At 42.6% G+C, this 25,382-nt stretch carries 25 protein-coding genes; 17 read left to right on the top strand and 8 right to left on the bottom strand.

The window, feature by feature from the left end; translation table 11 throughout:
* Positions 1-240: 240 nt before the first annotated feature.
* Positions 241-1,038: a 3',5'-cyclic-AMP phosphodiesterase gene (cpdA, locus tag NG798_RS17475; protein ID WP_261224974.1), complete on the top strand. Its 798-nt coding sequence runs from the start codon at positions 241-243 to the stop codon at positions 1,036-1,038.
* Between the two features lie 83 nt (positions 1,039-1,121).
* Here cpdA and cofG read toward each other — a convergent pair whose 3' ends face one another.
* Positions 1,122-2,081 (bottom strand): 7,8-didemethyl-8-hydroxy-5-deazariboflavin synthase subunit CofG, encoded by a 960-nt coding sequence (gene cofG / locus NG798_RS17470; protein ID WP_261224973.1) that lies wholly within the window; start codon positions 2,079-2,081, stop codon positions 1,122-1,124.
* 236 nt (positions 2,082-2,317) lie between these two features.
* Between cofG and psbA the strand changes: the two genes are divergently transcribed.
* The 3 genes from psbA (at position 2,318) to NG798_RS17455 (ending at position 4,100) form a co-directional block, all read left to right on the top strand.
* Positions 2,318-3,379 carry a photosystem II q(b) protein gene (gene psbA, locus NG798_RS17465; RefSeq protein WP_261224972.1) on the top strand — a complete coding sequence of 354 codons (1,062 nt, stop codon included), beginning with the start codon at positions 2,318-2,320 and terminating at the stop codon, positions 3,377-3,379.
* 118 nt (positions 3,380-3,497) lie between these two features.
* Positions 3,498-3,707, top strand: coding sequence for a DUF2281 domain-containing protein (locus NG798_RS17460; protein ID WP_261224971.1), 210 nt, complete (start codon positions 3,498-3,500; stop codon positions 3,705-3,707).
* Positions 3,708-4,100, top strand: a complete 393-nt coding sequence (locus NG798_RS17455) for a PIN domain-containing protein (RefSeq protein ID WP_261224970.1) — start codon at positions 3,708-3,710, stop codon at positions 4,098-4,100.
* A gap of 190 nt (positions 4,101-4,290) precedes the next feature.
* Here NG798_RS17455 and NG798_RS17450 read toward each other — a convergent pair whose 3' ends face one another.
* A complete protein-coding gene (locus NG798_RS17450) occupies positions 4,291-4,437 on the bottom strand; it encodes a hypothetical protein (protein ID WP_261224969.1) in 147 nt (48 codons plus the stop codon).
* 28 nt (positions 4,438-4,465) lie between these two features.
* Between NG798_RS17450 and NG798_RS17445 the strand changes: the two genes are divergently transcribed.
* Positions 4,466-4,675: a hypothetical protein gene (locus NG798_RS17445; protein ID WP_261224968.1), complete on the top strand. Its 210-nt coding sequence runs from the start codon at positions 4,466-4,468 to the stop codon at positions 4,673-4,675.
* 2 nt (positions 4,676-4,677) lie between these two features.
* Positions 4,678-4,800, top strand: coding sequence for a hypothetical protein (locus NG798_RS17440; protein ID WP_261224967.1), 123 nt, complete (start codon positions 4,678-4,680; stop codon positions 4,798-4,800).
* Between the two features lie 230 nt (positions 4,801-5,030).
* Here the strand turns inward: NG798_RS17440 and NG798_RS17435 are convergent, their stop codons facing one another.
* On the bottom strand, positions 5,031-8,714 hold the full coding sequence (locus NG798_RS17435) for an NACHT domain-containing NTPase (RefSeq protein WP_261224966.1): 3,684 nt from the start codon (positions 8,712-8,714) through the stop codon (positions 5,031-5,033).
* A 205-nt stretch (positions 8,715-8,919) separates the two neighbouring features.
* On the opposite strand from NG798_RS17435, the gene NG798_RS17430 reads away from it, so the two are divergent.
* Positions 8,920-9,132, top strand: a complete 213-nt coding sequence (locus NG798_RS17430) for a hypothetical protein (RefSeq protein WP_261224965.1) — start codon at positions 8,920-8,922, stop codon at positions 9,130-9,132.
* A gap of 177 nt (positions 9,133-9,309) precedes the next feature.
* Here NG798_RS17430 and NG798_RS17425 read toward each other — a convergent pair whose 3' ends face one another.
* Genes NG798_RS17425 through NG798_RS28185 form a run of 3 tightly spaced genes read right to left on the bottom strand, consistent with a single transcriptional unit; the run spans position 9,310 to position 10,502 of the window.
* Positions 9,310-10,023, bottom strand: a complete 714-nt coding sequence (locus NG798_RS17425; protein WP_261224964.1) for a Uma2 family endonuclease — start codon at positions 10,021-10,023, stop codon at positions 9,310-9,312.
* Positions 10,024-10,077: 54 nt separating this feature from the next.
* Positions 10,078-10,302, bottom strand: a complete 225-nt coding sequence (locus NG798_RS17420; RefSeq protein WP_261224963.1) for a DUF4926 domain-containing protein — start codon at positions 10,300-10,302, stop codon at positions 10,078-10,080.
* 20 nt (positions 10,303-10,322) lie between these two features.
* Positions 10,323-10,502, bottom strand: a complete 180-nt coding sequence (locus NG798_RS28185) for a DUF6883 domain-containing protein (RefSeq protein ID WP_375338976.1) — start codon at positions 10,500-10,502, stop codon at positions 10,323-10,325.
* A 105-nt stretch (positions 10,503-10,607) separates the two neighbouring features.
* On the opposite strand from NG798_RS28185, the gene NG798_RS17415 reads away from it, so the two are divergent.
* The 6 genes from NG798_RS17415 to NG798_RS17390 all read left to right on the top strand — a co-directional run bounded on the left by NG798_RS17415 (position 10,608) and on the right by NG798_RS17390 (position 18,562).
* Positions 10,608-11,423, top strand: a complete 816-nt coding sequence (locus tag NG798_RS17415; protein ID WP_261224962.1) for a protein-glutamate O-methyltransferase CheR — start codon at positions 10,608-10,610, stop codon at positions 11,421-11,423.
* Positions 11,424-11,590: 167 nt separating this feature from the next.
* Positions 11,591-14,497, top strand: a complete 2,907-nt coding sequence (locus NG798_RS17410) for a glycerol-3-phosphate acyltransferase (protein WP_317619611.1) — start codon at positions 11,591-11,593, stop codon at positions 14,495-14,497.
* 264 nt (positions 14,498-14,761) lie between these two features.
* On the top strand, positions 14,762-15,163 hold the full coding sequence (locus NG798_RS17405) for a hypothetical protein (RefSeq protein ID WP_261224961.1): 402 nt from the start codon (positions 14,762-14,764) through the stop codon (positions 15,161-15,163).
* Positions 15,164-15,356: 193 nt separating this feature from the next.
* Positions 15,357-16,529 carry a cysteine desulfurase family protein gene (locus NG798_RS17400; RefSeq protein WP_261224960.1) on the top strand — a complete coding sequence of 391 codons (1,173 nt, stop codon included), beginning with the start codon at positions 15,357-15,359 and terminating at the stop codon, positions 16,527-16,529.
* 330 nt (positions 16,530-16,859) lie between these two features.
* Positions 16,860-17,600 carry a DUF1995 family protein gene (locus NG798_RS17395; protein ID WP_261224959.1) on the top strand — a complete coding sequence of 247 codons (741 nt, stop codon included), beginning with the start codon at positions 16,860-16,862 and terminating at the stop codon, positions 17,598-17,600.
* A gap of 182 nt (positions 17,601-17,782) precedes the next feature.
* The gene (locus tag NG798_RS17390) at positions 17,783-18,562 is read left to right on the top strand and encodes a metallophosphoesterase family protein (protein WP_261224958.1); all 780 of its coding nucleotides are present in this window, start codon (positions 17,783-17,785) and stop codon (positions 18,560-18,562) included.
* Positions 18,563-18,704: 142 nt separating this feature from the next.
* On the opposite strand, the gene NG798_RS17385 is transcribed toward NG798_RS17390, so the two are convergent.
* Positions 18,705-19,574 carry a M48 family metallopeptidase gene (locus NG798_RS17385; protein ID WP_261224957.1) on the bottom strand — a complete coding sequence of 290 codons (870 nt, stop codon included), beginning with the start codon at positions 19,572-19,574 and terminating at the stop codon, positions 18,705-18,707.
* Between the two features lie 195 nt (positions 19,575-19,769).
* Here NG798_RS17385 and NG798_RS17380 point away from each other — a divergent pair, with 195 nt between their 5' ends.
* The 4 genes from NG798_RS17380 (at position 19,770) to NG798_RS17365 (ending at position 24,242) form a co-directional block, all read left to right on the top strand.
* Positions 19,770-20,321 carry a DUF4330 domain-containing protein gene (locus NG798_RS17380; RefSeq protein ID WP_261224956.1) on the top strand — a complete coding sequence of 184 codons (552 nt, stop codon included), beginning with the start codon at positions 19,770-19,772 and terminating at the stop codon, positions 20,319-20,321.
* Between the two features lie 60 nt (positions 20,322-20,381).
* Positions 20,382-20,780: a fluoride efflux transporter CrcB gene (gene crcB / locus NG798_RS17375; RefSeq protein WP_261224955.1), complete on the top strand. Its 399-nt coding sequence runs from the start codon at positions 20,382-20,384 to the stop codon at positions 20,778-20,780.
* 30 nt (positions 20,781-20,810) lie between these two features.
* Positions 20,811-23,120, top strand: coding sequence for a tetratricopeptide repeat protein (locus tag NG798_RS17370; RefSeq protein WP_261224954.1), 2,310 nt, complete (start codon positions 20,811-20,813; stop codon positions 23,118-23,120).
* A gap of 75 nt (positions 23,121-23,195) precedes the next feature.
* On the top strand, positions 23,196-24,242 hold the full coding sequence (locus tag NG798_RS17365) for a HEAT repeat domain-containing protein (protein ID WP_261224953.1): 1,047 nt from the start codon (positions 23,196-23,198) through the stop codon (positions 24,240-24,242).
* 87 nt (positions 24,243-24,329) lie between these two features.
* Here NG798_RS17365 and NG798_RS17360 read toward each other — a convergent pair whose 3' ends face one another.
* On the bottom strand, positions 24,330-25,316 hold the full coding sequence (locus tag NG798_RS17360) for a M48 family metallopeptidase (RefSeq protein ID WP_261224952.1): 987 nt from the start codon (positions 25,314-25,316) through the stop codon (positions 24,330-24,332).
* Positions 25,317-25,382: the final 66 nt, after the last annotated feature.

The raw sequence follows: 25,382 nt of genomic DNA, 5'->3' as shown, positions 1-25,382 counted from the left end.
AAAACCTATCATAGCAAATTTTTACTCAATTGCAATAGACCGGCAGAAGTTTTTACAAAAATTTTCCTGACACCGGCCCTCGGCTTTTCCCCAAACTAAATTTACGCAAAAATAGGTGATGCAGATCACTTACAACTCTGTCCTAAATCGCCTATTGATGGCTCTTTTAAAGCTAACCTAGAGAACAAAGGCGTTTAATTCACGTCCAGCCCAATAACCTCTCAACTCGATAGATCAGCTATGAGCCAAGCGTTACCCTTGCTTGTTGCACAACTTACCGATATTCACCTCTTCGCCACTCCTCAACAGGAATTAGTCGGTTTTCCAACCAGTGAATCCTTCCTAGCGGTTTTGCAAACCCTTAAAGAGCTACAACCATCTCCTGATTTATTATTGCTCACCGGCGATCTTTCCCAAGACCATACAAAGGAATCTTACCAACACCTACAACAGTTAATTTCTCCCTTGGGAATTCCCACTTATTGGCTCCCTGGCAATCACGACAGTTTGCCTTTTATGGACGAAGTTTTAACGAAATTTCCTTTTTTACCTGAAAAATCTTTTCAGCAGGGAAACTGGAATTTTATATTGCTGAATTCTGGTGTCCCCGGCTATGTTCACGGTTATTTGTCTGGGTCAACTTTAGAATGGTTAGACCGGCAACTTTCCCAACTTCCACCCCAGCCTACCCTTGTGTCTCTGCACCATCCGCCGTTTTTGGTTAATTCTGAATGGTTAGATAGCAGCACTCTCCAAAACCCTGAAGAATTGTTTACTGTTTTGGCCCGCTATCCTCAAGTTAAGCTGGTTTTGTTTGGTCATATTCATCAAGAGTTTGACCGCGAGTTTCAAGGTATTCGCTATTTGGCTTCTCCTTCTACTTGTATTCAGTTTAAACCAAAAAGTGAGAAGTTTGGTTTGGATGTTGTGGAACCGGGTTTTCGGGTTTTGAAGCTTTATCCTGATGGCAAAGTTGAGACGCGGGTTGAGCGGGTTGCTTTTGCGGGTAGGTTTGATTTGGCTGCTAAGGGTTATTGATTTTTTAACCGCAGATATAAGGCAGGCAGGATGCCCGCCCCACAGATTAACGCAGATGGGCTTTTGGGGGGTTGCGTTAGGTACTATTTATGCAAGTTTAATGTTTGGCTGATGGCTTTTTGGAGGTGGCTGGGTAATGTGTTGATGTGTTGGGGGTACACCGGCAATCTCTGCACGAGTTGCCAGCCAGCAGTTTGTAATATATCTGCAAGTTTTTGATGAGGTGGGTGCGGATAGTCGGGGTTGACTTCATCCCAGGGGCCAATCCCTCCTAAGTCTCTGGCACCGGCTTCTATACAGGCTATTAATAGGGCCGGTTGGCTGATTAAATTCGGCGGAATTTGGATCGTGATTTCCGATGGCAGGATTTGGCGGGCTAGTGCAATAATTTCGGGAAGCTTTTTGATGGGAAATGCTGAAAGCTTATATTCTTCATTGGTTCCTGGGCTATAGGGTTGCAATATCACTTCTTGGATGTTTCCCCACCGGCCATGAATTTCTGCAATTGCTTGAAGGGTGTTTTGCGAGTCGGCGAGGGTTTCGCCTATTCCCAGTAATAGGCCGGTGGTGAAGGGAATTTGCAGTTGACCGGCCCATTGTAGTTGTTGCAGTCGTAGTTGGGGCTGTTTGCTCGGTGCGTGTTTATGAACGCTTTGCAAGAGGGCCGGTGTTAGTTGTTCTAGCATTAACCCCATTGATACATTGACTTGTTTTAATTGCGTCATTTCTGCAAAACTCAGTGGCCCTACATTGGTATGGGGTAAAAATCCCATCTCAAGGGCTAACTGACATATATCATAGATGCGCTGAAACCAGGCAGCCCGTCTCTGGCTTTGGGGGTGGACTTCGCCGCTGAGAATGAGTATTTCGAGGGTGCCGGTGTTTTGTAAGGAACTCAGCAGCTTTTCCGCTTCATCGAGTTCTAGCCAGGGGCTTTTGCTTGGTTCTGTCCGAAAGTTGCAGTAGCTACAGCGGTTAAAGCATTCGTAGGTGGGGACGATGGTGTAGGCGGGGCTGTATGTAACTTTTTGTAAAGATTCCATGAGTGTTTATTTTTAGGAATGTTAAGGGCTGGCTGGGGTTTTGATAGGTTTGCTTCTTTTATAAAAGCTTACTGTTTGGTCATCGGGAATCTTATATAACAAAAACTAATATCTTATATAAGTAAAAATCGAATAAAAAAAGCTTTACATTACTTTACAAATGCTGTAAGGTATTAATCAAGGTAAGAAAAACAACTTACCTGAACCTTGAAAAACAAATAAGCACTCATAAAACGATGACCACCACCTTACAGCGCACAGAGCGCTCTAACGTTTGGGAACGGTTTTGTAGCTGGGTTACAAGCACCGAAAACCGCCTTTATATCGGCTGGTTCGGCGTCTTGATGATCCCTACCCTCTTAACCGCCACCACCTGCTTTTTAATCGCCTTTGTCGCCGCTCCGCCGGTTGACATCGACGGTATCCGCGAACCCGTTGCCGGTTCCTTGCTCTACGGAAACAACATCATCACTGGTGCAGTTGTTCCTTCCTCTAACGCCATCGGTCTTCACTTCTACCCCATCTGGGAAGCTGCTTCCTTGGATGAGTGGTTGTACAACGGTGGCCCTTACCAGTTGGTAATTTTCCACTTCCTCATTGGCGTATTCTGCTACATGGGTCGTGAGTGGGAATTGTCTTACCGCTTGGGTATGCGTCCTTGGATCTGCGTAGCATACTCTGCACCAGTTGCAGCCGCTTCCGCAGTATTCTTGATCTACCCCTTGGGTCAAGGTTCTTTCTCCGATGGTATGCCTTTGGGTATTTCTGGAACCTTCAACTTCATGTTGGTGTTCCAAGCTGAGCACAACATCTTGATGCACCCCTTCCATATGTTGGGAGTTGCCGGTGTATTTGGTGGTTCTTTGTTCTCTGCTATGCACGGTTCTTTAGTTACCTCTTCTTTGGTTCGTGAAACCACCGAAGTTGAAAGCCAAAACTACGGCTACAAATTCGGTCAAGAAGAAGAAACCTACAACATCGTTGCAGCACACGGCTACTTCGGTCGTTTGATCTTCCAATACGCTTCTTTTAATAACAGCCGTTCTTTGCACTTCTTCTTGGGTGCTTGGCCGGTTATCGGCATCTGGTTTACCGCTTTGGGTATTTCCACGATGGCTTTCAACTTGAATGGTTTTAACTTCAACCAGTCTGTTATCGACTCTCAAGGTCGTGTTATTAATACCTGGGCTGATGTTATCAACCGTGCTAACTTGGGTATGGAAGTAATGCACGAGCGTAATGCTCACAACTTCCCTCTTGATTTGGCTTCTGTTGAGGCTCCTGCTATCAAGGGCTAAGGTTTTATGAGGGCTTGTTCCTCGAAAACTAAATAATTACAAAAGGCGCTCTCCAGAATTGGGGGGCGCTTTTTGCGTTTGAGATTTGCTATGCTTTTAATAACGAGGAGGTAAAGCCATGAATGAAACGAAACCTATGCTGGAACTGTGGCAAGAATTGCCGCCAAACTTACAACAAGAAGTTAGAGATTTCGCTGAGTTTTTATTAGAAAAACACGCTAAATCAACTCAATCTTTACAGTTAAAATGGGCGGGAGCATTGCGTGAGGAAAAAGGTGTTACTGCTGCCGATTTGCAACGGGAAGTTTTAGAGAACTGGAGCGATTAAGTGTTTTTAGTCGATACAAATGTTTTTTTAGAGGTGCTGTTGCAACAACAACGTGCGGACGAAGCCCAGAGGTTTTTATTAAATGCACCGGTAGGAAGTATCCATATCACAGATTTTCGTCTTTATTCTATTGGCATTTTGCTTGTGAGACGGAATTTAGGAGATGTTTTTGAATTGTTTGTGGAAGATATGGCTGCTATGCGTTTAGTGAGGCTAAATTTGGAAGAGTTGGCGAGTTTGGGTGAAACTGCACGGAATTTAAATTTGGATTTTGATGATGCTTATCAGTATGTGTTAGCTCAACGTCGTGGTTTGCGTTTGGTTAGTTTTGATGCTGATTTTGACAGGACTCCACTGGGAAGAGTGACACCGGCTCAAGCGTTGGGCAATTAATAGGCTTAGGCAACCAGGCTGCATTCCAGCACACTTAGTTAATATCTGTCAAATTTTAGCTTCCGGTGATTGAGTTTGATAAAGGGTTATTAAAAGATGTACGGCGAATAATAGACGAATTCAAGAAATCATCACATAGCATAAAGCCGGTTTCTTGGCTTGGATTCAGAAACCCGGCTTTCTCAATTTCTTAAATTTCTTTTAACCATGTTTCAATAACTGATATCAAATTAGGTTGATTGGGGGGAAAGTTTTTTAAGGGGGCTTCTAGGGGTTCGCCGGTGAGGAAGGCTATGGCTACGGTGTCGGTAAAGTGGTGAAATAGGATATCATTCAAAGTAAAGCAGTACCGTGAGGCTTAGTCAATGATGACATTTAATGATGTAGTTGAGGTAATCAAAGGTCTTTCTACGGATGAAAAAGAAGAAATTCAAGCCTTGTTGCAGCAGTATCTCCGTGAAGAACGTCGTGACAATATTTATGATAATTTCCAAGCAGCGCAGATGGAACAACAACAAGGAAACCTCAAGTTTTCTAGCCAGATTAAGGAATTGAGACAACTGATTGAGGAATAATCATGGAAGTTAGTTTTAGTTCTGGTTTTAAACGCGCTTTTAAAAAAAGGATTAAAGGGAATGAAGATTTAGAGTTAAAATTTTGGCAGAAATTAGAAATGTTTACTTTAGACCCTTATGATTAGAGATTGAAAACCCATAAACTATCTGGCAAGTTGAAGGATTTATGGAGTTTTACTGTAGATTATGACGAGAGAGTATTATTCTATTTTACAGAAGATGAAAAGGCTGTATTTGTTGATATTGGCAGCCATGATGAGGTTTATTAAGGTAGTAAGAGTCAGCAATGGGGTTTTGTAATTGCATCTTGGATCAGCCGGCAAAATTTTGCCAGAAACCCGGCTTTCTCAAATTCTTAAATCTCCTTTAACCACGTTTCAATCGCTGATATTAAATTAGGTTGATCGGGGGGAAAGCCTTTTAAGGGCGCTTCTAGGGGTTGGCCGGTGAGGAAGGCGATCTTTTCTATTACCCCAGTCAGTTTTTCGCAAAAGGCAATGAGTTCTGGGGTGGGTTGAATAGGTTCCAAAAATATTTGGTCGCCGCTACGGCGATGTTTCGAGAACAGGATGGCGCAGTGGGGGAGGCTGAGGGTGAATTTGAGTTTATCGAGGCAATAACATAGATCGGCGGGGGTGGAAACTCTGGGATACATTTGCTGAGGACAGACTTGTGTCCAAATCAGCCGGCAGAGGGTTTGGGCGATTTCACTTTCGCGGGTTTCGTTGGCGAGGAAGCCGGCGTTGAGGCAATAAATGGGCAGGTGTTGCAGGGATTCGCGGGTGATGGGAGAGGCGAAAGTTTGTCCGCCGCTATGGGGGGTTTGTTCGGTGACTTCACGATTGGGAGTGGTGGGGGGATGATGCCATGCTTGATAAAATTTGGGATAGGGGAGGTTGCCGGCACAGTACCATAATGTAGCATTTAGACGAGGTAAAAATTCCCAGAAATCTTGAAAATTTTCATCCGTAATGGGGGACTTTAAAATACTTGACATCCAATATACTATTTCCTCTGGAGTGAAACCCAACTGTTCTGAGTTATGTAAAATTATTTCTGTCATTGATAAGGAGTCCAGTTTCAATATTCTAAAATTTTCTATACTTAAGATTTTTTTAAAGTATTTGCGTAGTTCATATATATCTATTTCTGTCCTGAAATTACTAAAGTATGTCTGATTTACATAAAGAATCACCATTTGCATAAATAATTTTGTTGAAAAATCGTGTTTTCGGGTTAGCAGTTGCTCAGTCAAAAAATCAATTACTGAGCCCTCATTAATTTTTACGTTTTTAATTTCTAAATTTGCCGATCTGTTAGCCTTCAACTCGGCAATCTTTAACATCACTTCAAACTTGCGATCTGGGAGACAATTGTCTACTAGATTTTCTAGGGTTTTCAATTCTTTAAAAACACTAGCCGCTCTAATTATAATCAATTCATTTTGATGATTTAGTAATCTTTGACTATATTTTACAGGTAACAATTCTTTTGCATTTTGATAGCCCAGTTGAGACAAAAAATTTAATGCCAATATCATTGTATTATCAAAAAAATCTTTTTTGATAAAAAAGTTAACTACATCGTTATAAAAATTTTGTGTAGTTTTCATTTCTATATCAAAAAGATTAAAAGAAGGCTCTAAGACAATTAAAGCATCAATAATATTAGTAATTATAGTAAGCCAGTAGAAGTACAAATAAGATTCTAATTGGCTGTTGATTTGTGAAAATTCTATATCTAATTCAAAATTGCACTCTATCAAATCACTTATTATAACGATTCGGTTAATGTAATCAACCAGCAATTCCACTACTCTAGTTGTATTGGTTTTAAACAAAATTTTAGTGGCTGACTCTCTTATTGCGAACCAGAAAATATTTGTTTTGATTTGTGAGTCATTTCCTAAAATTAGATTATACCCATACACTAAATTTATTCGTTGCTCATTGAAAATATTTAAACGGAATCCAAAACTTAACTCAAGAAGCCAGCCAATAATATCATCGGCAAACTCACTATCAGGAAATTGTGCAATTCCTTCTGCTGCCAACAGAAATGCTCTATAGCTGTAAAATCCTCCACAATCATCTTGAAAGTTTAATAAATTCTTAATTAATTTATCCTTTTGGCTTTTTTTTCTTTGAGTCTGTCCCAGCCAAAGTAAAAAAACCTCTTTCCAGTGTTTTTCAAAAATACGGTAACTGCGACTTAAAAATCCTCTCCATTTTTGAGGCTCGATATGCTCTAAAAAGAACTCAGGTTTATCGATACTACAAGCTGCAAAATACTCCTGAAACGTCGCATGATAAAACGTATAGACCTGTTCGCTGCGATTTTCCGCCGCCACCCCCACCTCATTTAACCAGCCTAACGTTAACGCCTTATCAAACAGGGAATCCTCATCGCGTTCTCCCAAATATTCACACACCAACCGATGAGTTAAGCGAAATCGACTTGTTTCCGCCTCTAGGGATGCCTTCGCCAACTCTCCCAAAGCTGCATTTAACTGTTTCTTTTCCTCCTTGTTCACAGTAAATGCTTTTTTCTTCCACTTATATATCGCCTCCACAAACTTCGCATACAACTTCGCCATCGTTTCCGGTAACGCCTGATCCACTTTCCAAGTCGCACATAACAAGGTTAACCGCAGGGGATTGCGGCATAAATCCTTAATTCGTTCCTTCCCCGCAGCTTGCAATTCTGAGCACAACAATTCTGCTAACTTGACATCCTCTCCCTCCTTAACCAAACCCCGAAACCACCGCCGGATAAACTCCTGCATTTTTTCATCATCAAACGGTTGGGTGAGATAGGTTTGAAACCCCTGTAACTGGCTGGGGTTGGCTTGCCACAAATTCAAGCGACAGGTGACAATCATCCGAGCATCCATCACCCAACCTCGGAAATTTAAAGCCTGTTGGTCGGTCGGGCTCATCTCATCAAAGCCATCCAACAGTAACCAGGCTGCACCCCCTTCAAATTTCTGCTCCCAGTCGGCTTTAATTTCCTCTCTGGACAGCCCTACCGCATCTTTGAGCCATTTTTCTTCTAAATACTCTCCGAGGGGTTTACTGCCCAATTCTGCCAAGGATACCCAAATCACTAAATCATCGGTTTCTTGTAATAACCAAAAGGCTAATTTCTGGAGTAAGGTGGTTTTCCCCGCCCCCGGTTCTCCAATAATAGCAATATTTTTATCAGTGCGTTTCCTAATAACTTTTTCGAGAAACTCTTTGTAAGGAAATTGTTTCTCCACAGTTTCTTCCTGCCTAGTGAACAAGTCGGAACCTTTTTCTGGGTTAATATCTTGGGGCTGTTTTGCGTTCTCACTCCGTTTCGGTTTCACCAGTTCCAAATCGACAAATAAATCTTCATCAATTAAGTTGCGATTTTCTCTATTTCCAACCGCCTGAGTTACGACTGTATTACTGGTTAAGGGTTGCCGGTCAATCAACATCCGCCGGCAGATATCTTGCCATTCATCAATGACATATTCCACCGAAAACTCTTCAATAATTTTTTCACCAATCAGGCGTTTAATTTCCTCATAGCCGGTTTGGGAACTCTGGACAATCAGGATAATACTGCCTTTTTCAACTTTGGCAATAGACAGGGTTTTATCGTTGAGAAGGTTTTGCAGATGTTGGGTAATTTCGGTGAGTTTCTCTTGCGCTTGTTGATAGTTGCCTTTGAGTCCTAGGATGCAACGGTTGAGGGGTTTAAGGCCAATACTAACTTTATCAAATTCATCAATTAGCCATCGACGTAAAATTTCTAACTTCCCACGAGATGGCTGTTGTAGTTCTGCACAATCTGCCTGAAACTTTTTATAAATTTTTTGCATTTGTTTGGTGATTGCCTCAACACCAATCTGATATTTTTTATCAGAAATACCCTCATTAATTATTGTGACAAATTGGGCTTCATTTTTAATATAACGGTCTTTCTCTGGAAATCGCTTCAATAAAGTGTCTGTCTCTTCTGCTGAGAGATCGTGATTTTTTGCTTGTTCGCGGAGAAAGGTTTGCCAATCCATTGCCCTAACCTTGACTCAGTTAATTCTGTTGATAGTCTAGCTTATTTGAAGATAAAGGTCAACAAAAAGCTATTCAAATCATACCTTTACACCATTTTCTACTTAATTACACTTGCTTACAGTTCTGCTTCCAATTCACAGCTTTAGCCTACCTATAGTCTAGGTTTTGTACTTCAAAACCAGGCTAAAAGCAAGGTAATTAGCTATGTCAAATATCGAAAATAAAATCAAACAACGGGAAGCCTTAGAAAATATGTATGGCAATTTTGTAGAACCTCATATTAATCGGTTGATTGAAGTTAACTCCCAGCCTTTACCGAGTAATCCTGTCGCGCTTCCTTGTTTTTGCAGTACATCGGTATGGTTGTTGGTGACGCTGTTATATTGCCGGTGGATGCGTTGGCGGAAAGCAAATTAATATTAAGTTGCCGCAGGGGTACAATCGCCTTTTATTAAGCGATGACTCCCCTGTTATACGGCGGATGCCGGTGAAGGGCGAAACCGTTGCACGGTACAATGCTTTCCGCATCCTACCTGCTTAGCGGGCAAGATGCCCGCTCCACAGATAAGTTACCTTTTTAAACCGGCTTTGGTATTACTCGTCTCGATGGCGATCACCTTCTAATTCCCGTAAACGCGCCTCTAATTCCCGAAGCCGTGCTTCTGCTGACTCAGCCCGCTGCCGTTGTTGTTCAGCCTCCAGACGTTGTTGTTCAGCCTCCAGACGTTGTTGTTCAGCTTGTTTAGCTAACTCTGTGGGGGTGAGAAATGGCCGGCCATCGGGACGGTAGATGGTAAACTGTTCGTCTTGGAGTTCAAAGCGAATCCCTAAACGGGGACTCGTCCAATTTTCCGGCTGCTCAATCACCTCTAAGGAGCCGGCTTCATCGCGTAGCCACCCATTGAAATCCAGACGATCTGGGTCGAAAATATAATATTCTTCAACTCCATAACAGTCATAAAACTTCTCTTTCTTCGCCATCTCCTTGAGGCGATTTCCTGGGGAGAGAATTTCAAATACAACTTGAGGGGCGATGTTTCCTTCTTCCCATTGTTTATAAGAGCCGCGATCACCCTTCGGTCTTCCAATTGCTACCATTACATCAGGAGCTTGACGTATTTTATTATTTCCTTCCTGGGGATACCAGAGTAAATCGCCGGCTACAAAGACATTAGGATCATCATCAAAGAGAATTTCTAGGTTTTCTTTTATGACTACAATCCAACGAAACTGGCGAGTATTATCTGAGATGGGATTTCCGTCACAATCTGGGTAGATTACCTTTGTGGGTTGAGGGGTAGTTACCATAAATTAAACCTGCTTTTTTTCCCAAAACTTTTTTTCTCATTCCACCATTAATGATTATGCCATAACTCGCGCTTGAGCAATTTCTCTGTCACCAATCGCTCGAACTTGAGAACTAAATAGAGAAACAATTGCAATAGTTTCTCCCGTGAGTGTCATAAATTCTACTTCATAGCCTAAACCTTCTTGATGGACTAAAACAACCGTGCCAATATCGCCCGGTTTTAAATCATATTCAGGTAAATCTGCGGTTAAAACAACTCTGTCTAATTCAATAATCATTTTACTTAATTTAAATAATGTTATTCGAGTGGATAGGCGCTGACGAGTTTAGGGGTATCATCGCCGGTAGAAATAAACCAAACAGAACGCACTTCTGGGTTTCTGCCATCGGGGGTGATGACTCTACCTTCAATAACATACCGTGTCCCGAAAGGGGATGCTTCTATTTTAGCTAATTCATGGTCAGCCGCATGATTGATGAAAGCATTATTAAATTAATTTAACCGGCCCGTTTAGTCGAATTGCAGCTAAAATTGATCTGGAAGTTAGAACTAAATTCATAACTTAAAGACCCTTTATAAAAAATGCTTCTCAGTAACGATGATTTTGAATATATCCGCGACTTAGTGCGAACACACACCGGCATCTCGTTAAACAATGCAGAAGCAACTAAACTTCCCCTTCTGTTGGCGTCACTAATCGAACGAACCGGCCTTAATTCCATCACAGAATTAATGATAATTTTGCGGTCTTCTGCTTATAGCCAAATTCATATTCAAGTTATCGAGTCTCTATTGGTTTGCGAAACTTATTTTTTCCGTGATATTTACCCCTTTGAAGCCTTGCAAAACTTCATTTTACCCCTATATTTAAAACAGCGACAACGACCTTTAAATATTTGGTCTGCTGCTTGTTCTAGCGGTCAGGAAGCCTACAGTTTGGCGATGTTAATTCATAAATGTTTTCCTATTCTATGTTCGCGGGGTCTGCAAATAATTGCCAGCGATGTTTCCAGCGAAATGCTCTCCCGTGCAGTGGCCGGTTGCTACAGTCAAAAAGAAGTAGAAAGAGGACTACCGGCCATTTTTTTAAAGCGCTATTTCCAAAAAAACGAGCAGAGTTGGGTTGTCAAAGAAGAAATTAACAGATTAATTGATTTCCGCCAGCTAAATTTAGTAGAAAATTGGCCTATATTACCCCAGATGGATGTTATTTTTATGCGAAATGTGCTTATTTATTTTGATCTGGAAACAAGAAAAGCGATTTTAGAGAAAGTCCGCCAATTGTTACGTCCTGATGGTTATTTATTTTTGGGTGTGGCGGAAACTACAACTCATATTATAAGGGAATTTGAGCCGGTGCAGTTTAATAAAACGGTGTGCTACCGGCGCAAGAAATGACAGCTTACAAACTTTAACCCATTTTTTAGGAAGCTAGAAACCGGATTTATTCTTCGATATCTCCAAATCAAATCTTCAACTTTTATAAAAAACCCCTTCCTTTGCGGCATTGCAGTTTCTCTCCAAAGTTATTAAAATTTAACCCATAGAATAACCTTCGCTTTTCCATGATGACTTTAACTCAGGTTTGGGGTTTGGTGTTGATTTTGCTAGTCTGTCCTATTTTGGGAGGACTGCCTTTAATTGCTTGGATTGTTAAATTTATCACCGGCCAAAATTTAAAACAAATTGGCACCGGCAATATCAGTGTTTCAGCGGCATTTTTTCACGGTGGCAAAACTGCCGGAATTTTGGCCGTTGTCTCGGAAGCAGCAAAAGGTATTCTAGCAGTATTGCTGACAAGAATGTTTTTTCTGCCGGGATCTGCGTGGGAATTAGTTGCTTTGATGGCCTTGGTTTTGGGCCGGTATTTCATTGGCAAAGGTGCCGGTACAACAAATGTGGTTTGGGGTGTATTGGTTCACTCCCCTAAAGCTGCTATTTTTGTTTTTTTAATCACCGGCGTAACCTTTACTTTGATAAGAGAAAAAAACTTAGGAAAGCTGGCTAGTTTAGTTATTTTCCCTGTAGTTTTAGCACTTTTTCACCCCTATGAAGGCGAACGAGTTGCTACCGCAGTTTTGCTTTCTCTCTTACTTGCTTTAATTTATAAAATGATTCCCGATGATTTAAACTTACCCGCAACATCAGGACAAGAGGAGTCTCAAAAAATGTTTCGCTTTTTCCAAGGAAATAAGGCAATTCTTACACTCGACCGGCCTTTAGAAACCCAAAAAGCCGGCCAAAAAGCTGCTAATTTATCTCAGCTAAAATCGTGGGGGTATCCCGTACCGCAGGGGTGGATTTTACCGGCAGGTGATGACCCCCAACCTTTGTTAGATTGGCTGCAACCAAATGTAGAAAAGCCTTTAGTTGTGCGTTCTTCTGCCATTGGCGAAGACAGCGAAAAAGCTTCCGCTGCCGGTCAGTATGAAAGCATTTTAAATATTACCAATAAACAGCAATTACAAGACGCAATTACTCGCTGTTTTTCTTCATATAATAGCCCTGCTGCCCAAGCTTATCGCCGCGACCGGCAACTTCCTGAAAATTCGATGGCAGTGGTGATTCAGCAACAAATTAAAGGCGTTTTTTCCGGTGTCGCTTTCAGCCGCGATCCAATCAATTCTAGCCTAAATTCTGTTGTCATAGAAGCATTACCAGGAGATTGCAATCGAATCGTATCAGGACAATTTACCCCAGAACAATATCGAGTTTTTGTTCCCGAAATTGAAAACGTCGAAAATTGGAAAAAACCCGAAAATTTAGAGTTAATTGTTGAAGGAGAAGGCGATATTCCACCGGCCTTAATTCAAGAAGTAGCCTATTTAGCCCGTCACATAGAAGCCAAATATCACGGCATCCCCCAAGATATTGAATGGTCTTATGATGGCGATCATTTATGGTTGTTGCAAGCCCGTCCTGTTACTACTCTTTTTCCGCTGTGGACACGAAAAATCGCCGCCGAAGTCATTCCGGGGTTAATTCGGCCTTTAACTTGGTCAATTAACCGGCCTTTAACTTGTGGCGTTTGGGGCGATATTTTTAAAATTGTTTTAGCCGAAAGCGCCGCAAATTTAGATTTTAATCAAACAGCAACCCTGCATTATTCTCGTGCTTACTTTAATGCAACATTGCTAGGAGAAATTTTCCTCAAAATGGGTTTACCTGCCGAAAGTTTGGAATTTTTAACACGAGGAGCAAAATTTACCAAACCTCCCCTTTCTTCTACCTTTCAACAGTTACCCGGTTTACTAAGATTGCTCAAGCAAGAGTGGAATTTAGAGAAAGATTTTCAGCGAGATTACGATCTTTATTTCAGACCGGCCCAAGCTCAATTAGCCAACTCTTTACCGACGGAACCTTTAGAGTTATTGCAGCGGATTGATGCAGCCTTAGAAGCATTGAAAAAAGCAACTTATTATAGCATATTTTCACCCCTAAGTTATGCTCTGCGGCAAGGAATTTTTAAAGTGAATGAGAGCGACTTAGATAACAGTCAGTTGCCAGAAGTTGCAGCAGTGCGTTCTCTGCAAAATCTCGCCAATTCGGCCCGCCGGTTGTTACCAAACACCGCCGACTTGCCAGCAGAAAATGAAGAAATTTTTGCTTTATTGGCAAGAGTTCATTCGGGAAAAAATATTTTAGAAAAATTTGAAGAGTTTCTCGAACATTTCGGTTATTTGAGTGATGTGGCAACAGATATCGCTGTACCCCGATGGAAAGAAACCCCAGAGGCAGTTTTAGATTTGCTGGCTGAATATATACGCCAGCCGACTTTGGCTACCAGTAGACCGGCAGAGGAAAACTGGAAAACAAAAATTGTCCAGCGTCGCTTAAATCTCAAGGGGCAAGTAACCGCCATTTACAGTCAATTTTTGGCTGAGTTGCGGGCTTTGTTTTTGGCTTTAGAAAATGTTTTCCTGAATTCAGGATTTTTAGCGGAAAAAGGCGATATTTTTTATCTGGAATTTGCGGAAATCCGGCAGCTTGTGGTGGGCGGAATTGATCAAGAAATGAATCTGGATCATACCATAGAAATGCGAAAAAATCAACTAGAAAATGACCGAAATTTAACGAATATTCCGTTTGTTGTCTATGGTAATATGCCACCGGTGCCAGTGGTTAGGGAGCCGGCTGTGGGTGAGACGATTTTGCGGGGAATTGGCGCTAGTCCGGGGATTGTTGAAGCAAAGATCAAAGTAGTCCGTCAATGGCGCACAAATTTGGAAGTTGACCGGCAGACAATTGTCGTGGTGCCTTATACAGACGCCGGGTGGGGGCCGTTGTTGGCGCGTGCTGGAGGTATAATTTCTGAGGTGGGGGGCCGGTTATCTCACGGGGCGATTGTGGCGCGAGAGTATGGCATTCCGGCGGTGATGGATGTTCCTAATGCAATGGAATGTTTGCAGGATGGACAACAAGTGAGAATTGATGGCAGTGCTGGAATTGTGGAGGTGATTAATGATAAGTAAATGTGTTATGTGCCTGCGGGACACTGATAACGGCTTGAGAATATCTTTTTCAATGGTTTGCATTGAGCAGCGCCACTTAAAACCTTTGCGTCTGAGAAAATAAAGGTATTTAAACTGTTAAACTAGGATAAAAGTTATGAAGTACAAACTTTCAACCATTGGGCAGATTGCACGTCTTATCTAGCTGCATCAAAGAGGCATTGTCTCTTTTGTGCGGCGGCTGGGTTACAGGTGTGTGGGTCTGAACCAGCACGACTGTTTTTTATGCCTAGAAGAAAGAAGACATTTCTGTGTGGACATCAGGGCTATGGTCAAATATGCCATCGCTGCGATCAAACACGCACCCAAAGAGAAAAAGCTGACCACGCTCGTGCGGAAAAAAAACAAAAAAAACAGGAGTGGGAAGCCGCTTTTGCCCAAGATCCCATTGATTTGAGAGATTTGCCGGATCATGTGGTGGTAAAGGCTCGGTCAATTATTGCTGGTTTGATGACGAATACGAATTATAGAGATTTTGGTGGAAAGCGTCTGCGCCACAATCGATTTATTATCAGTATCCCTGTCACCCGGAACTACCGTATGCTCTGTCGAGACTGCGGTAGTTTTTTAGTTCCAGAAGAAGTTTTATCGCACGAAGAGTATAACGTTTGTAAGCCAGGCGGCTAATTTGTCAAAAGTCCTTTGTCATTGGTCAAAAGTCATTGGTCACTAAGAAATAATGAAGGTTTTTTTGTCAAGGGTTTTTTGTTAAGAGTTTTTGCGGCGCTTCTAGGGTTTCTGACATTGGGAAATCGCAAAAGTGACAAAATAAATATGTAGGTGCGATTTTGATGCGCGATTACCGATTCCCCAAAAAATCATGCAAATTTATCTTGATTACAGCGCGACAACTCCCCCTCGTCCAGAAGTGACGGCGGCAATGCAAGCGGCAATGACTCAGCAGTGGGGAAACCCTTCGAGTATTCACGAATGGGGTCAGCGTTCGGCTATGGTGGTGGAAATGGCCCGCTCTCAGGTAGCAAGTTTGCTTAATGCTGCTACGCCGGAGTCGATTATTTTTACGTCTGGGGGAACGGAGGCGGATAATTTGGCAGTCTGGGGGGTGACTCGCGCGTACCGGGAACCTCAGCATATTATTATTTCGAGTGTTGAACATTCGGCGGTGAGTCAACCGGCTGCTTTTTTGGAACAGTGCGGCTGGGAGGTGACGCGGTTGCCGGTGGATGAAACTGGACGAGTTAATCCAAGCGATTTGAAAAATGCTTTGCGTCCTAATACGGTTTTAGTTTCAATTATTTACGGACAAAGTGAGGTGGGCACCCTGCAACCGATTTCGATGTTGGGGGATATTGCCCGTGCTCATGGTGTGCTTTTTCACACGGATGCGGTGCAGGTGGCGGGCCGGTTGCCTCTGAATGTGCAGGAGTTGCCGGTTGATTTGTTATCAATTTCTAGTCATAAAATTTATGGCCCACAGGGTGCCGGTGCGCTTTATGTGCGTCCAGGGGTGAAATTGGTGCCGCTTTTGGCCGGTGGGGGTCAAGAGTTTAAGTTGCGTTCTGGCACTCAGGCGGTGCCGGTAATTGTCGGGTTTGGTGTGGCGGCGGAGTTGGCAGCGCAGGAAATGGCCACAGAAACTCCTCGTTTGATTGGGTTGCGCGATAGGTTGTTTGAGTTGTTGGGAGATGTTCACGGTATGAGTGCAACAGGAAATCGGTTACACCGGCTGCCTCATCATGTCAGTTTTTGCTTGACGGATGTGGCGTGCCCTGAAACGGTGACGGGGAGAAGTTTGGTTAGGCAAATGAATTTGGCGGGAATTGCTATTAGTTCGGGTTCGGCTTGTAGTAGTGGTAAAATTTCTCCGAGTCCGGTTTTGTTGGCGATGGGATATCGTCCAGCGGCGGCGACGGCGGCGGTGCGTTTGACTTTGGGCCGCGATACAACTGAGGCTGATATTGAGTGGACGGCAATGGTTTTTAAGCAAGTTTTGGGCCGGTTATGTCCCCAGGTTGCTTTGTCTTGTTGTTAGTTTTTTAGTTTGGAAAATTGGGGATAGTTGTGGGGATGGAATTTTACACCGGCACCAAAAATCAATGCTGTGCAAAATGCAATTATCTGCGCTATCCCATCGGTCAAAAAGTTGTAGAAAAGAAAATTGTTTATTACTGCCAACCTTGCGCCAACAAGTTTAACCTGACCCTCTCCCCAATTTCTTTAAAATGTGATAAAGAGAGGAGGGTTAGGTAAAAATATAAAAAGGCTTGTTTTCTTACTTTGCTAAACATAAAAAAAGTGTAATTGGCGGCAGGAAATATTTTAAAATAAGGGAAAATAAATTCGAGGATAACCTAAAGAGACAATGGCTGAATTACCCAAGGATTTAGAGGAAGCAATTGCTCAGTCAATAGAAGCGACTTCTTCAGCGCTTGCGGATGGCTACCGGCGTTTGCAGGTGGAAATTGTGATTCCAGAATTGAAGGCGCAGGGGGTGGCTGAGCAATTTTTGCCGGCTGTTGAGAAATATGGGGAAAAGTTGAGGGTGTATTTTCCTGATGCCGGTGCGGCGGCGCTGGCTCGGCGGGATTGGGGAGAGAAACCTTATACGATTCGGGGAATGAGTGAAATTAAGGGGCAAATGCAGCCAGATGATGAGGTTTATTTGTTTGTTGAACCGTCTTCTGTAGAAGTGAATGAAGTTGAAAAAATGTGTCAAGAAGCAGGAGATCGGGCGGTAATTTTGTTGCTTCCACGCTTAGAAAATATTGCTACGATTGGGATAGGCGTAGCGGCAAGGGATTTGAGAGAGCGTTTTTTGAAAACGATTGAGAGTTGTTACTATATTCAGGCAAGAGAAGGAGCGACGATTTTTCGCTGTTATCCTTCACCTTGGCAGGTGTGGTTGGAAGTTGGGGAGGGGTATGAGTTGATTTCAGAGACACCTGAAAAGCCGGTGGGGGATGCGTTGGATGATATTTTGAATAAGGCGCTGGGTGCCGGTGAGACTCCCGAAGGTTCGCCGCAAGGACAACCGCAACCCCAAGCAAAACGTCAAGGACTTTTATCGGGATTAAAAAGCTTTTTAAAAGCGCTGAGCCAATAATTTCGGCTTAGAATGAAAGAAGGGCTCGGATTTTGCGCGTGGCGGCTTCGGGTGGATTTTTTGCTTGAGGTCGTTCGCGCAAAGCTGCTCCGGGTTTTGTTCAAATGTTTGATAGATATTTATCTGTAAAAAGACTTTTTGTAAGACTTTTAAAATTTAAGCTCAAAAACTGAAAACTTAAAATGGTATCCTTCTCTGCTTTTGGTGAACCGGCTGCTATGAATTCAACCAACTCCCGCCGTATTGTTATTGGTGATGTACACGGTCACTATGATGGTTTATTGGTTTTGTTAGATAAAGTTGCTCCAAATAAAGACGACAAGGTTTATTTTTTAGGAGATTTGATTGACCGGGGGCCCCAAAGTTCAAATGTGGTGGAGTTGGTGAAAAAAAATTCTTATACTTGCTTGCTGGGAAACCATGAGCAGTTGTTGCTTGATTCGTTTCCAAATGGTAAACAAAATAATTCGGCGATGGCGGCTTGGCTTTATAGTGGTGGTCGCAGTACGATGGCAAGTTATAAGGGAAATCCTGATCGGTTTGTGGAGCATTTACAGTGGTTTTCTCAATTGCCGCTTTATTTGGATTTGGAGGATGTTTGGTTGGTTCATGCGGGGCTAGATCCAGGGTTGCCTTTGGAAAAACAAACGGCTTCCCAGTTTTGCTGGGTGCGGGAGCTATTTCATAGTAGTGAGAAGCCTTATTTTCCGAATAAATTAATTATTACCGGCCATACAATTACGTTTACTTTACCAGGGGTTGAGCCAGGTGAGTTGGCGCAGGGTGCCGGTTGGTTGGATATTGATACGGGGGTTTATCATCCGATTAGTGGTTGGTTAACTGCGTTGGATTTAACGGAGCGAAAAGTTTACCAAGTGAATGTTTTTAAACATAAAATCCGCACGCTTTCTTGGGAGGAAGCTGTGCGGACTATTGAACCTCAAAAGGTTTTGGCTAGGTAAGGGCTGATTTGTTAGAGGACTTGCTAAAAGAAACCGGATTTTTCAGCAGTATTCACGGGTGAAATCTAGGATTTTTTGAAAAGAACCCGGTTTTTAAGTTCGTTTTTAAACGATATTTTTTTAGGAACCGGGTTTTTAAGTGTTAGTATCTACCGACTAAGCTGCGGATTTTAGATTTGTAGGCTACTGTATCTAAACCGTCGCCTTGGCTTGCTGTGGTAGGATCAAGGGCTTGTTGAATGGAGGCAATGCGGTCGCCGGTGTTGGGGTGAGAGCTTAAAAATTCGGGCATTGAACCGCCTCCTTTTTCTAAAAGCTTGTTAAAAAATTGCACCATTCCAATGGGAGCATAACCGGCATTTACTAATGTATTCAAACCGGATTCATCGGCTTCGTATTCATAGTTGCGGCTGCGGGGTAAGTTGAGGGCAAGTTGTACGCCTAAGCCTACTGCTGTGCTGCGATCCATGCCGGCGGCGGTAACAATTCCTCGCTCAATGGCGGCTTGTTTGATGCTTCTAAGAACGTGCTTATTATTGATGTGTCCAATTTCGTGCGCCATGACGCTTGCAAGTTGGGCTTCGTTTTCGGCGGCTTTAATTAACCCGGCGTTTACATATACAAATCCGCCGGCAGTTGCGAAGGCGTTAATATTATCATCTCTGACGACTTGAAAGGTGTAAGGAATGTTGGGCCGGTCGCTACTTGCGGCTAAACGTTGCCCTATTTGATCGATATAGCTGGCGAGTTCTCTATCTCGGATAATTCTAATTTCGCTTTGGCGAAGTTCGGCGTCTATTTGTGAGCCAAATTCGACTTCATCTTCATCGGACATATTGGCAATTTGTACGCCTTGGATAACTTGAATTCCGCCGCGTATAATGTCTCCAATGGAGATAGCTTTTGTGGGGTTTGCGGAGGTGATAACTAAACTCAGCGCCACAAAGGTAGACAAACAGCCATAAAACCAGCGGCGACGGGAGAGAGACATCAAAGACAGCGGGTTGAGCATATTTTTTGAAGGGAGAGTGGTTTGTTTTTTCAAGAGTTGTTGGTTTGTTTGACGGTTAATATCTAGTTTAGTGTTCCCTAGATGGGGCCGGTTGTATCAATCGTTGATTCTGTCAGAAGTACCTGACTGATTGCGCGGATGATGGTAATCTCTATATAGTTTTAACTACTTGCTCTTCTGGATCAGGATTTGTTTATGAAAGTTTTAGATTCTCAAGGTCGCTTGTTTGGCAAGGTGAGTATCCTTGATGTGGCGGCGGGACTGGTGATTTTTTTGGTGGTGCTGGGGATTTTCTTTTTTCCGGGGACGACGGGTTCGGTGGCTCAAATTGGGGTGACAGAAAAGCCGGTTGAGGTTGATATTATTGTCCGGGGTTTGAGTGTGCGTGATCCTGATTCTTTGGTGAAGGAATGGCAAAAAACAAAGAAGACGAATATTATTATCCGCAATCAACCCTACGGGCAAATTGATATTAAGAATGTGCTGCTTCTTGACAGGCTTTTGGCGGTTCCTCAGCCGGATGGTACGGTTAAACCTTTGCGAGATCCGAGGGTTGAGGAGTCTTACAGTGCGAATTATTTGATTACGCTTACCGGCAAGGCGAAAATTACTAAGGATGGGCCGGTTTTGGGCAATGAAAAGCTTAAAATTGGCACTAATCTTGAGTTGGATGGCTTTACTTATAATTTCAAGTCGAGTGTGATTGATGTGCGGGTTTTGGATGGTAAATCAACGGGAAAAAGTTAAGCAAAAATATTGAAAATTTATCGGAGCGGCGCTACAATCAGGTTGTCCGCTCTTTTTTTTATGTTTATTGATCCTGCGGTTCGTAATCCTATTGCGATTAGTTTGGGTGCTATTGCTGGGGCTTTATGCCGGTATTATTTGACTCTTTGGTTTGCTAAGGTTTTTGGTACGGCGTTTCCCTATGGGACTTTTTTTATTAATTTGACTGGCTGTTTGGGGATGGGGTTTTTTATGACTTTGGTTATGGAAAGGGTGACTGCTATTCCTATAGAGGTTCGTTTGATGGTAACTACGGGTTTTTTGGGGGCTTATACGACTTTTTCTACTTATGGTTTGGAGACTTTTACTTTGTTGAATGGGGGCGCGTTTTTAGGGGCTAGTTTTTATTGGGTGGGGAGTGCTTTTTTGGGTGTGCTGGCGGTGCAGGTTGGGGTTTGGTTGGCTCGTTTGGGGGGGTGATTTTTTAACCGCAGATGTCTAGCCGGCAGGATGCCTGCCCCACAGATAGGTTGTTGTTTTTTGCGGGGGTTTATGGAGTTGAGGGAGGCTTTTGTTGAGGGGTTGGTTTTGTTTCATTCTGGTTTTTTGCGGGAGGCTGTTGAGTGTTTTGAGGGTGTTTTGGTTGGTGGTTTTGAGGATGGGGAGGTTTGGCGATGTTTGGTGATGGGGTATTATTTTTTGGGGGAGTTTGAGGAGGCTTTGGATTGGGTTTATCGGTGGTTAGAGGCGGATAATAAAAGTGCGGTTGCTCGTTATTGTTTGGGTTTGGTTTTGGAAAAATTAGGCTATTTTGAGGAGGCTATTTTAAGTTATCGGGAGGCTATTTTTTTTGAGCCGCAATGGGTGGATTTTTATAATTGTTTGGCGAGTTTGTTGTTGAGTGCCGGCAATTTTGATGCGGCTTTATCTGTTTGTCAGGAAGCTATTGCGATTTTATCTAATTCTACAATTTATCTGATTTTAGGAAATGTTTTTTTAGCACAGCAACAGCTAGATGAGGCGATTTCTGCTTATTATTCGGCTTTGGAAATTCAACCGCGCAACCCAGAAATTGTTAGCAGTTTGGGGGTGGCTTTTCAGGCAAAAGGTGATGGGGTTTTAGGTTGTTTTTATTTGGGTTACGCTGCTTACCGTCAGCAAGATTACGAATCGGCTATTGTTTATTTTAAAAAGTTTCTGGAATCTCAGCAAGGCGATTTTGAGTTTTATCTGGCTTTGGCTGATTGTTATCAAAAATTAAATGCTGTTGAACCGGCAATTTTAATTTACCAAGAAGCGCTTGAGTTATTCTTATCTCAGGTTGAGATTTATTTGTCTTTCATGTTGGCGTTGCAAAGTTTTGGCAGAGTTGATGAGGCGATTAAGGTGGCTAATAAGGGTATAAATTTATTAGCAAATAGCTTGTCTTTGCAGGTGGAGTCTCTGCGGTTGTTGCCGGTTATTTATCAAACACCGGCAGAGATTGATTTCTACAGAAATCGCTTTGCCGCCGAGTTAAACCGGCTTATTAATCAAACGCCTTTTTCTACTCCAGAAACCTGCAAAAATGCTCTTGTAGCGCTGGGATATAACACTAATTTTTATTTACAGTATCAGGGAAAAAATGATTTAGAGTTACAGAAAAAATATGGCGAGTTTGTTTGTAAGGTGATGGCGATAAATTATCCCGAATGGGTGAAACCTCGCTTTATTTCTTCACGGAAAAACAGAAAAATTCGGGTGGGGTATGTTTCAGCTTGTTTTCAATGGCATACGGTGGGAATTGTGTTTTTGGGTTGGCTGCAAAATTGTAACCGAAATGATTTTGAAATTTTCGGTTATTCTCTGGATAATGTAGAGGATAATCTCAATCAACTTTACCGGCTTTTTTGCGATTATTTCTACGAAATACCTCATAATTTAGAGGCGCTTTCTCAGCAAATTTTGGCGGATGAGTTAGATATTTTGGTGTTTTTGGATGTGGGAATGTATGCGCCTATGACACAAATTGCGGGGTTACGACTTGCGCCAATTCAATGTGCAGCGTGGGGACATCCGGTAACTACTGGTTTACCTACAATTGATTATTTTATTTCGGCGGAGTTGATGGAACCGGCAAATGCTGAAAGCCATTATTCAGAAAAATTAATTCGTTTGCCGAATATCGGTATTTACTATAAAAAACCGCAAATTCCAACCGTGAGTAAAAATCGAGAATATTTTGGATTGAAAGATGAAGCGGTGGTTTATGTTTGTTGTCAATCACTGTTTAAATATCTGCCTCAATATGATTATATTTTTGCGGAAATTGCGCGTCAGGTAAGCAATGCTAAGTTTGTTTTTGTTTCTCACGAAAGTTTGGAAATTACGGCTTTGTTTCGCCGGCGTCTGGAAGGTGCTTTTGCCAAGTTGGGTTTAAATTTTGAGGATTTTTGTGTGATTTTACCGCGTTTGAATAAGCTTGATTATTGGAATTTACTTTTGGTTTCAGATGTGTTTCTTGATAGTTTTGATTTCACCGGCTTTCTGACGACTTTAGAGGCAATTTCTTGTGATTTGCCGGTTGTTACTCGCAGGGGAGAGTTTATGCGGGGTTGTCAGTCGGCGGGAATTCTTCAACGTATTTCGCTTACGGAAACTCTGGCGGAAACTGAGGAGGATTATGTTAATATTGCTGTTAATCTGGGTTTGAATGCTGGAAGTAGACAACAGTTCCGAAACAAAATTAGGCAGCAAAAAATTGCTCTTTATGATGATAAAACCTGTGTCGATGCGCTTGAGGCTTTTTACTGTCAGGTGGTAGAAAATAAAAATAAGTGATAATATCAAAAAATACCCGTAAAAAAGCCGGCGCATCTACTCTCAAAGTGTCAACAATTATAAAGAGAGGCCAAAATGGATAGCCAAACTAAACGAAAACTTTTATTAGCCCCAAAACTTGCATTGCTGTGTTTATCCACAGTTTTGATGGGGTTTCCAAACATTCAAACCGAAGCATTACAGCCCGATTTTGAGATTCTTTCCCATATCGAAAAATTTAATACAAATAACCCCCGCGAACGTTTGGAAGCTGTCAAAGCTTTAAAAAATATTGGCGTGGCGGCTATCCCCGCACTCACCGTTGCTTTGCAAGATGACGCGCCTGCGGTACGCGGGGGAGCAGCCTTTGCTTTAGGTTCAATGGGTATTCAAGCGGAAATAGCTATACCTAACCTCCTAGAAGCCTTGGCAGATAGTAATGAACAAGTGCGGATGGATGCGGCTGTTGCGTTGCGGCGAATTGGTGAACCGGCAGTTATATCTTTAGCTGAAGCGTTGAAAAATCAAAATGTTGAGGTGCGACGTGGTGCAGCCTTTGCCTTAGCAGGAGTAGCGCAAGCAGGAACACCAGCCATTTCTAATTTAATGGTGGCGCTGGGGGATGACGATGAACAAATCCGGTTAAATGCTGCGGTTGCGCTGCGCTCAATTGGGGGGCCGGCAGTTCCCCAACTTCAAGCCGCCTTGCAGAATTCTAGTTTGCCGGTGCGATCTGCGGCGGCATTTGCATTAGGAAAAACCACTCTGCCGGTAACAGTTCCAAGCTTAAAAGAAACGCTGCAAAATCAATCCTCAACTACCCGTTTAATGGCTGCAAATGTGTTAGAAAAAATGAATCCTGAAGGGGGAATAATTGCTCGTAATGCGCCGGGGGGTTCCAAACCTACTCCCACACCAACAACTAACCCTTGTCAGCCCTCACCCCAACCCTCTCCCTCCCCTTCTCCTCGCCCTAGTGGCCCACAGCCCAATAGCAAATCTGTGCCGAATGTTTGGCCGCAACAAACACCCCAAAATGTGAATCCAAATGTTTCACCAAACGGGTCTAATTTGCGTCCTAATGTTTGCAATTTAATGCCAAATATAAACCCTTCCAATACCAGGCCGGCTTTCCCTCGTTAAACTAGAAACGATTGGTAATTGGTAATTGCTGGGATTGAAATCAATTACCTCTTACCAACCCTCGTTAGTTGTAACTAGAAACTTGAGTTAACCATCATTCCTTTCTCTTCTTACTCTCTCAATTTCTCGCTGCAACTCTTCAACTTGCCGGCGCAAATTATCCACATCATCACCTGTATTTGATGCCGGTTCTTCTGCCCTTACATTCACCGAACCTTGCGCCCCAACCCGCGTATAATTTCCCCGACGAATTTGATTATAATCCTCTGATTTTGCCCACTCTTGCAAATAGTGAACTCGCTCAACCGTAAAGGGATGACTCAAAAAAACGCCCTGAGAAATATTATTATAAAGCAAAAACTTATAAACCTGATTCAAATTATCAGAATCCAAAGATTGATAGCGTTCCGCTTGACGTAAAAATTCCTCCAAACTCAACTCATTCGTGTGCTTAGAACTTCCCCCCGCCATCTTCATCATCGTTCGCATCACCGGCACCAAATCATCCACCACCAACAACGACGCCCGATCCGCAGATAACTCCGCCTTTCGCATCCATTCATAAAAACCTAAAATCATTCCCCGGCTCAAAATATTACCAATTCCAAAAGTTAAATCGCCAATAAAAAATGCCACTTCCATCGCCCATCGCGCCATCTGAATTAAAGTCGTATGTCCACATTTTAAATGCCCCAATTCATGGGCAATTACTGAACGCAACTCACTCTCATCCACCAAATCTAAAAGCCCCGAATTTAACACAATAGAAGGCTGTTCTTGGCCCAAAGCAAACGCATTAGCAATCGGATTTTGACTTACAAAAAAAGACGGTTCTGGATAAATATCTAAATCCCGTACACACTCTCGAAAAATTTGATAAACGCTACCATATTGACGTGGGCCAACTTGAATACTATTGCCTAACAAAAACACATACTGCGGACGTTCATAAACAAACTCTACAAACTTTCGGGCGACCATATCAAACCCAGGCAAACTCCGCAATGCTTGTTCAGCTTCTCGATCTAAAGGATGACGAAACGCCTCAGCAGAAATTCCAGTATAAATCGGCATAACAGCAGTTTAAATTTATCGTAAATCTCTATACTAATATAACACCGTCAAGAAAAGAAACCCCGG

The sequence above is a fragment of the Ancylothrix sp. D3o genome (assembly GCF_025370775.1).
In the GTDB taxonomy this organism is placed as follows: domain Bacteria; phylum Cyanobacteriota; class Cyanobacteriia; order Cyanobacteriales; family Oscillatoriaceae; genus Ancylothrix.
The sequence above is the reverse complement of the archived record's forward strand: the minus strand, read 5'-3'. Positions and strand labels throughout refer to the sequence as shown.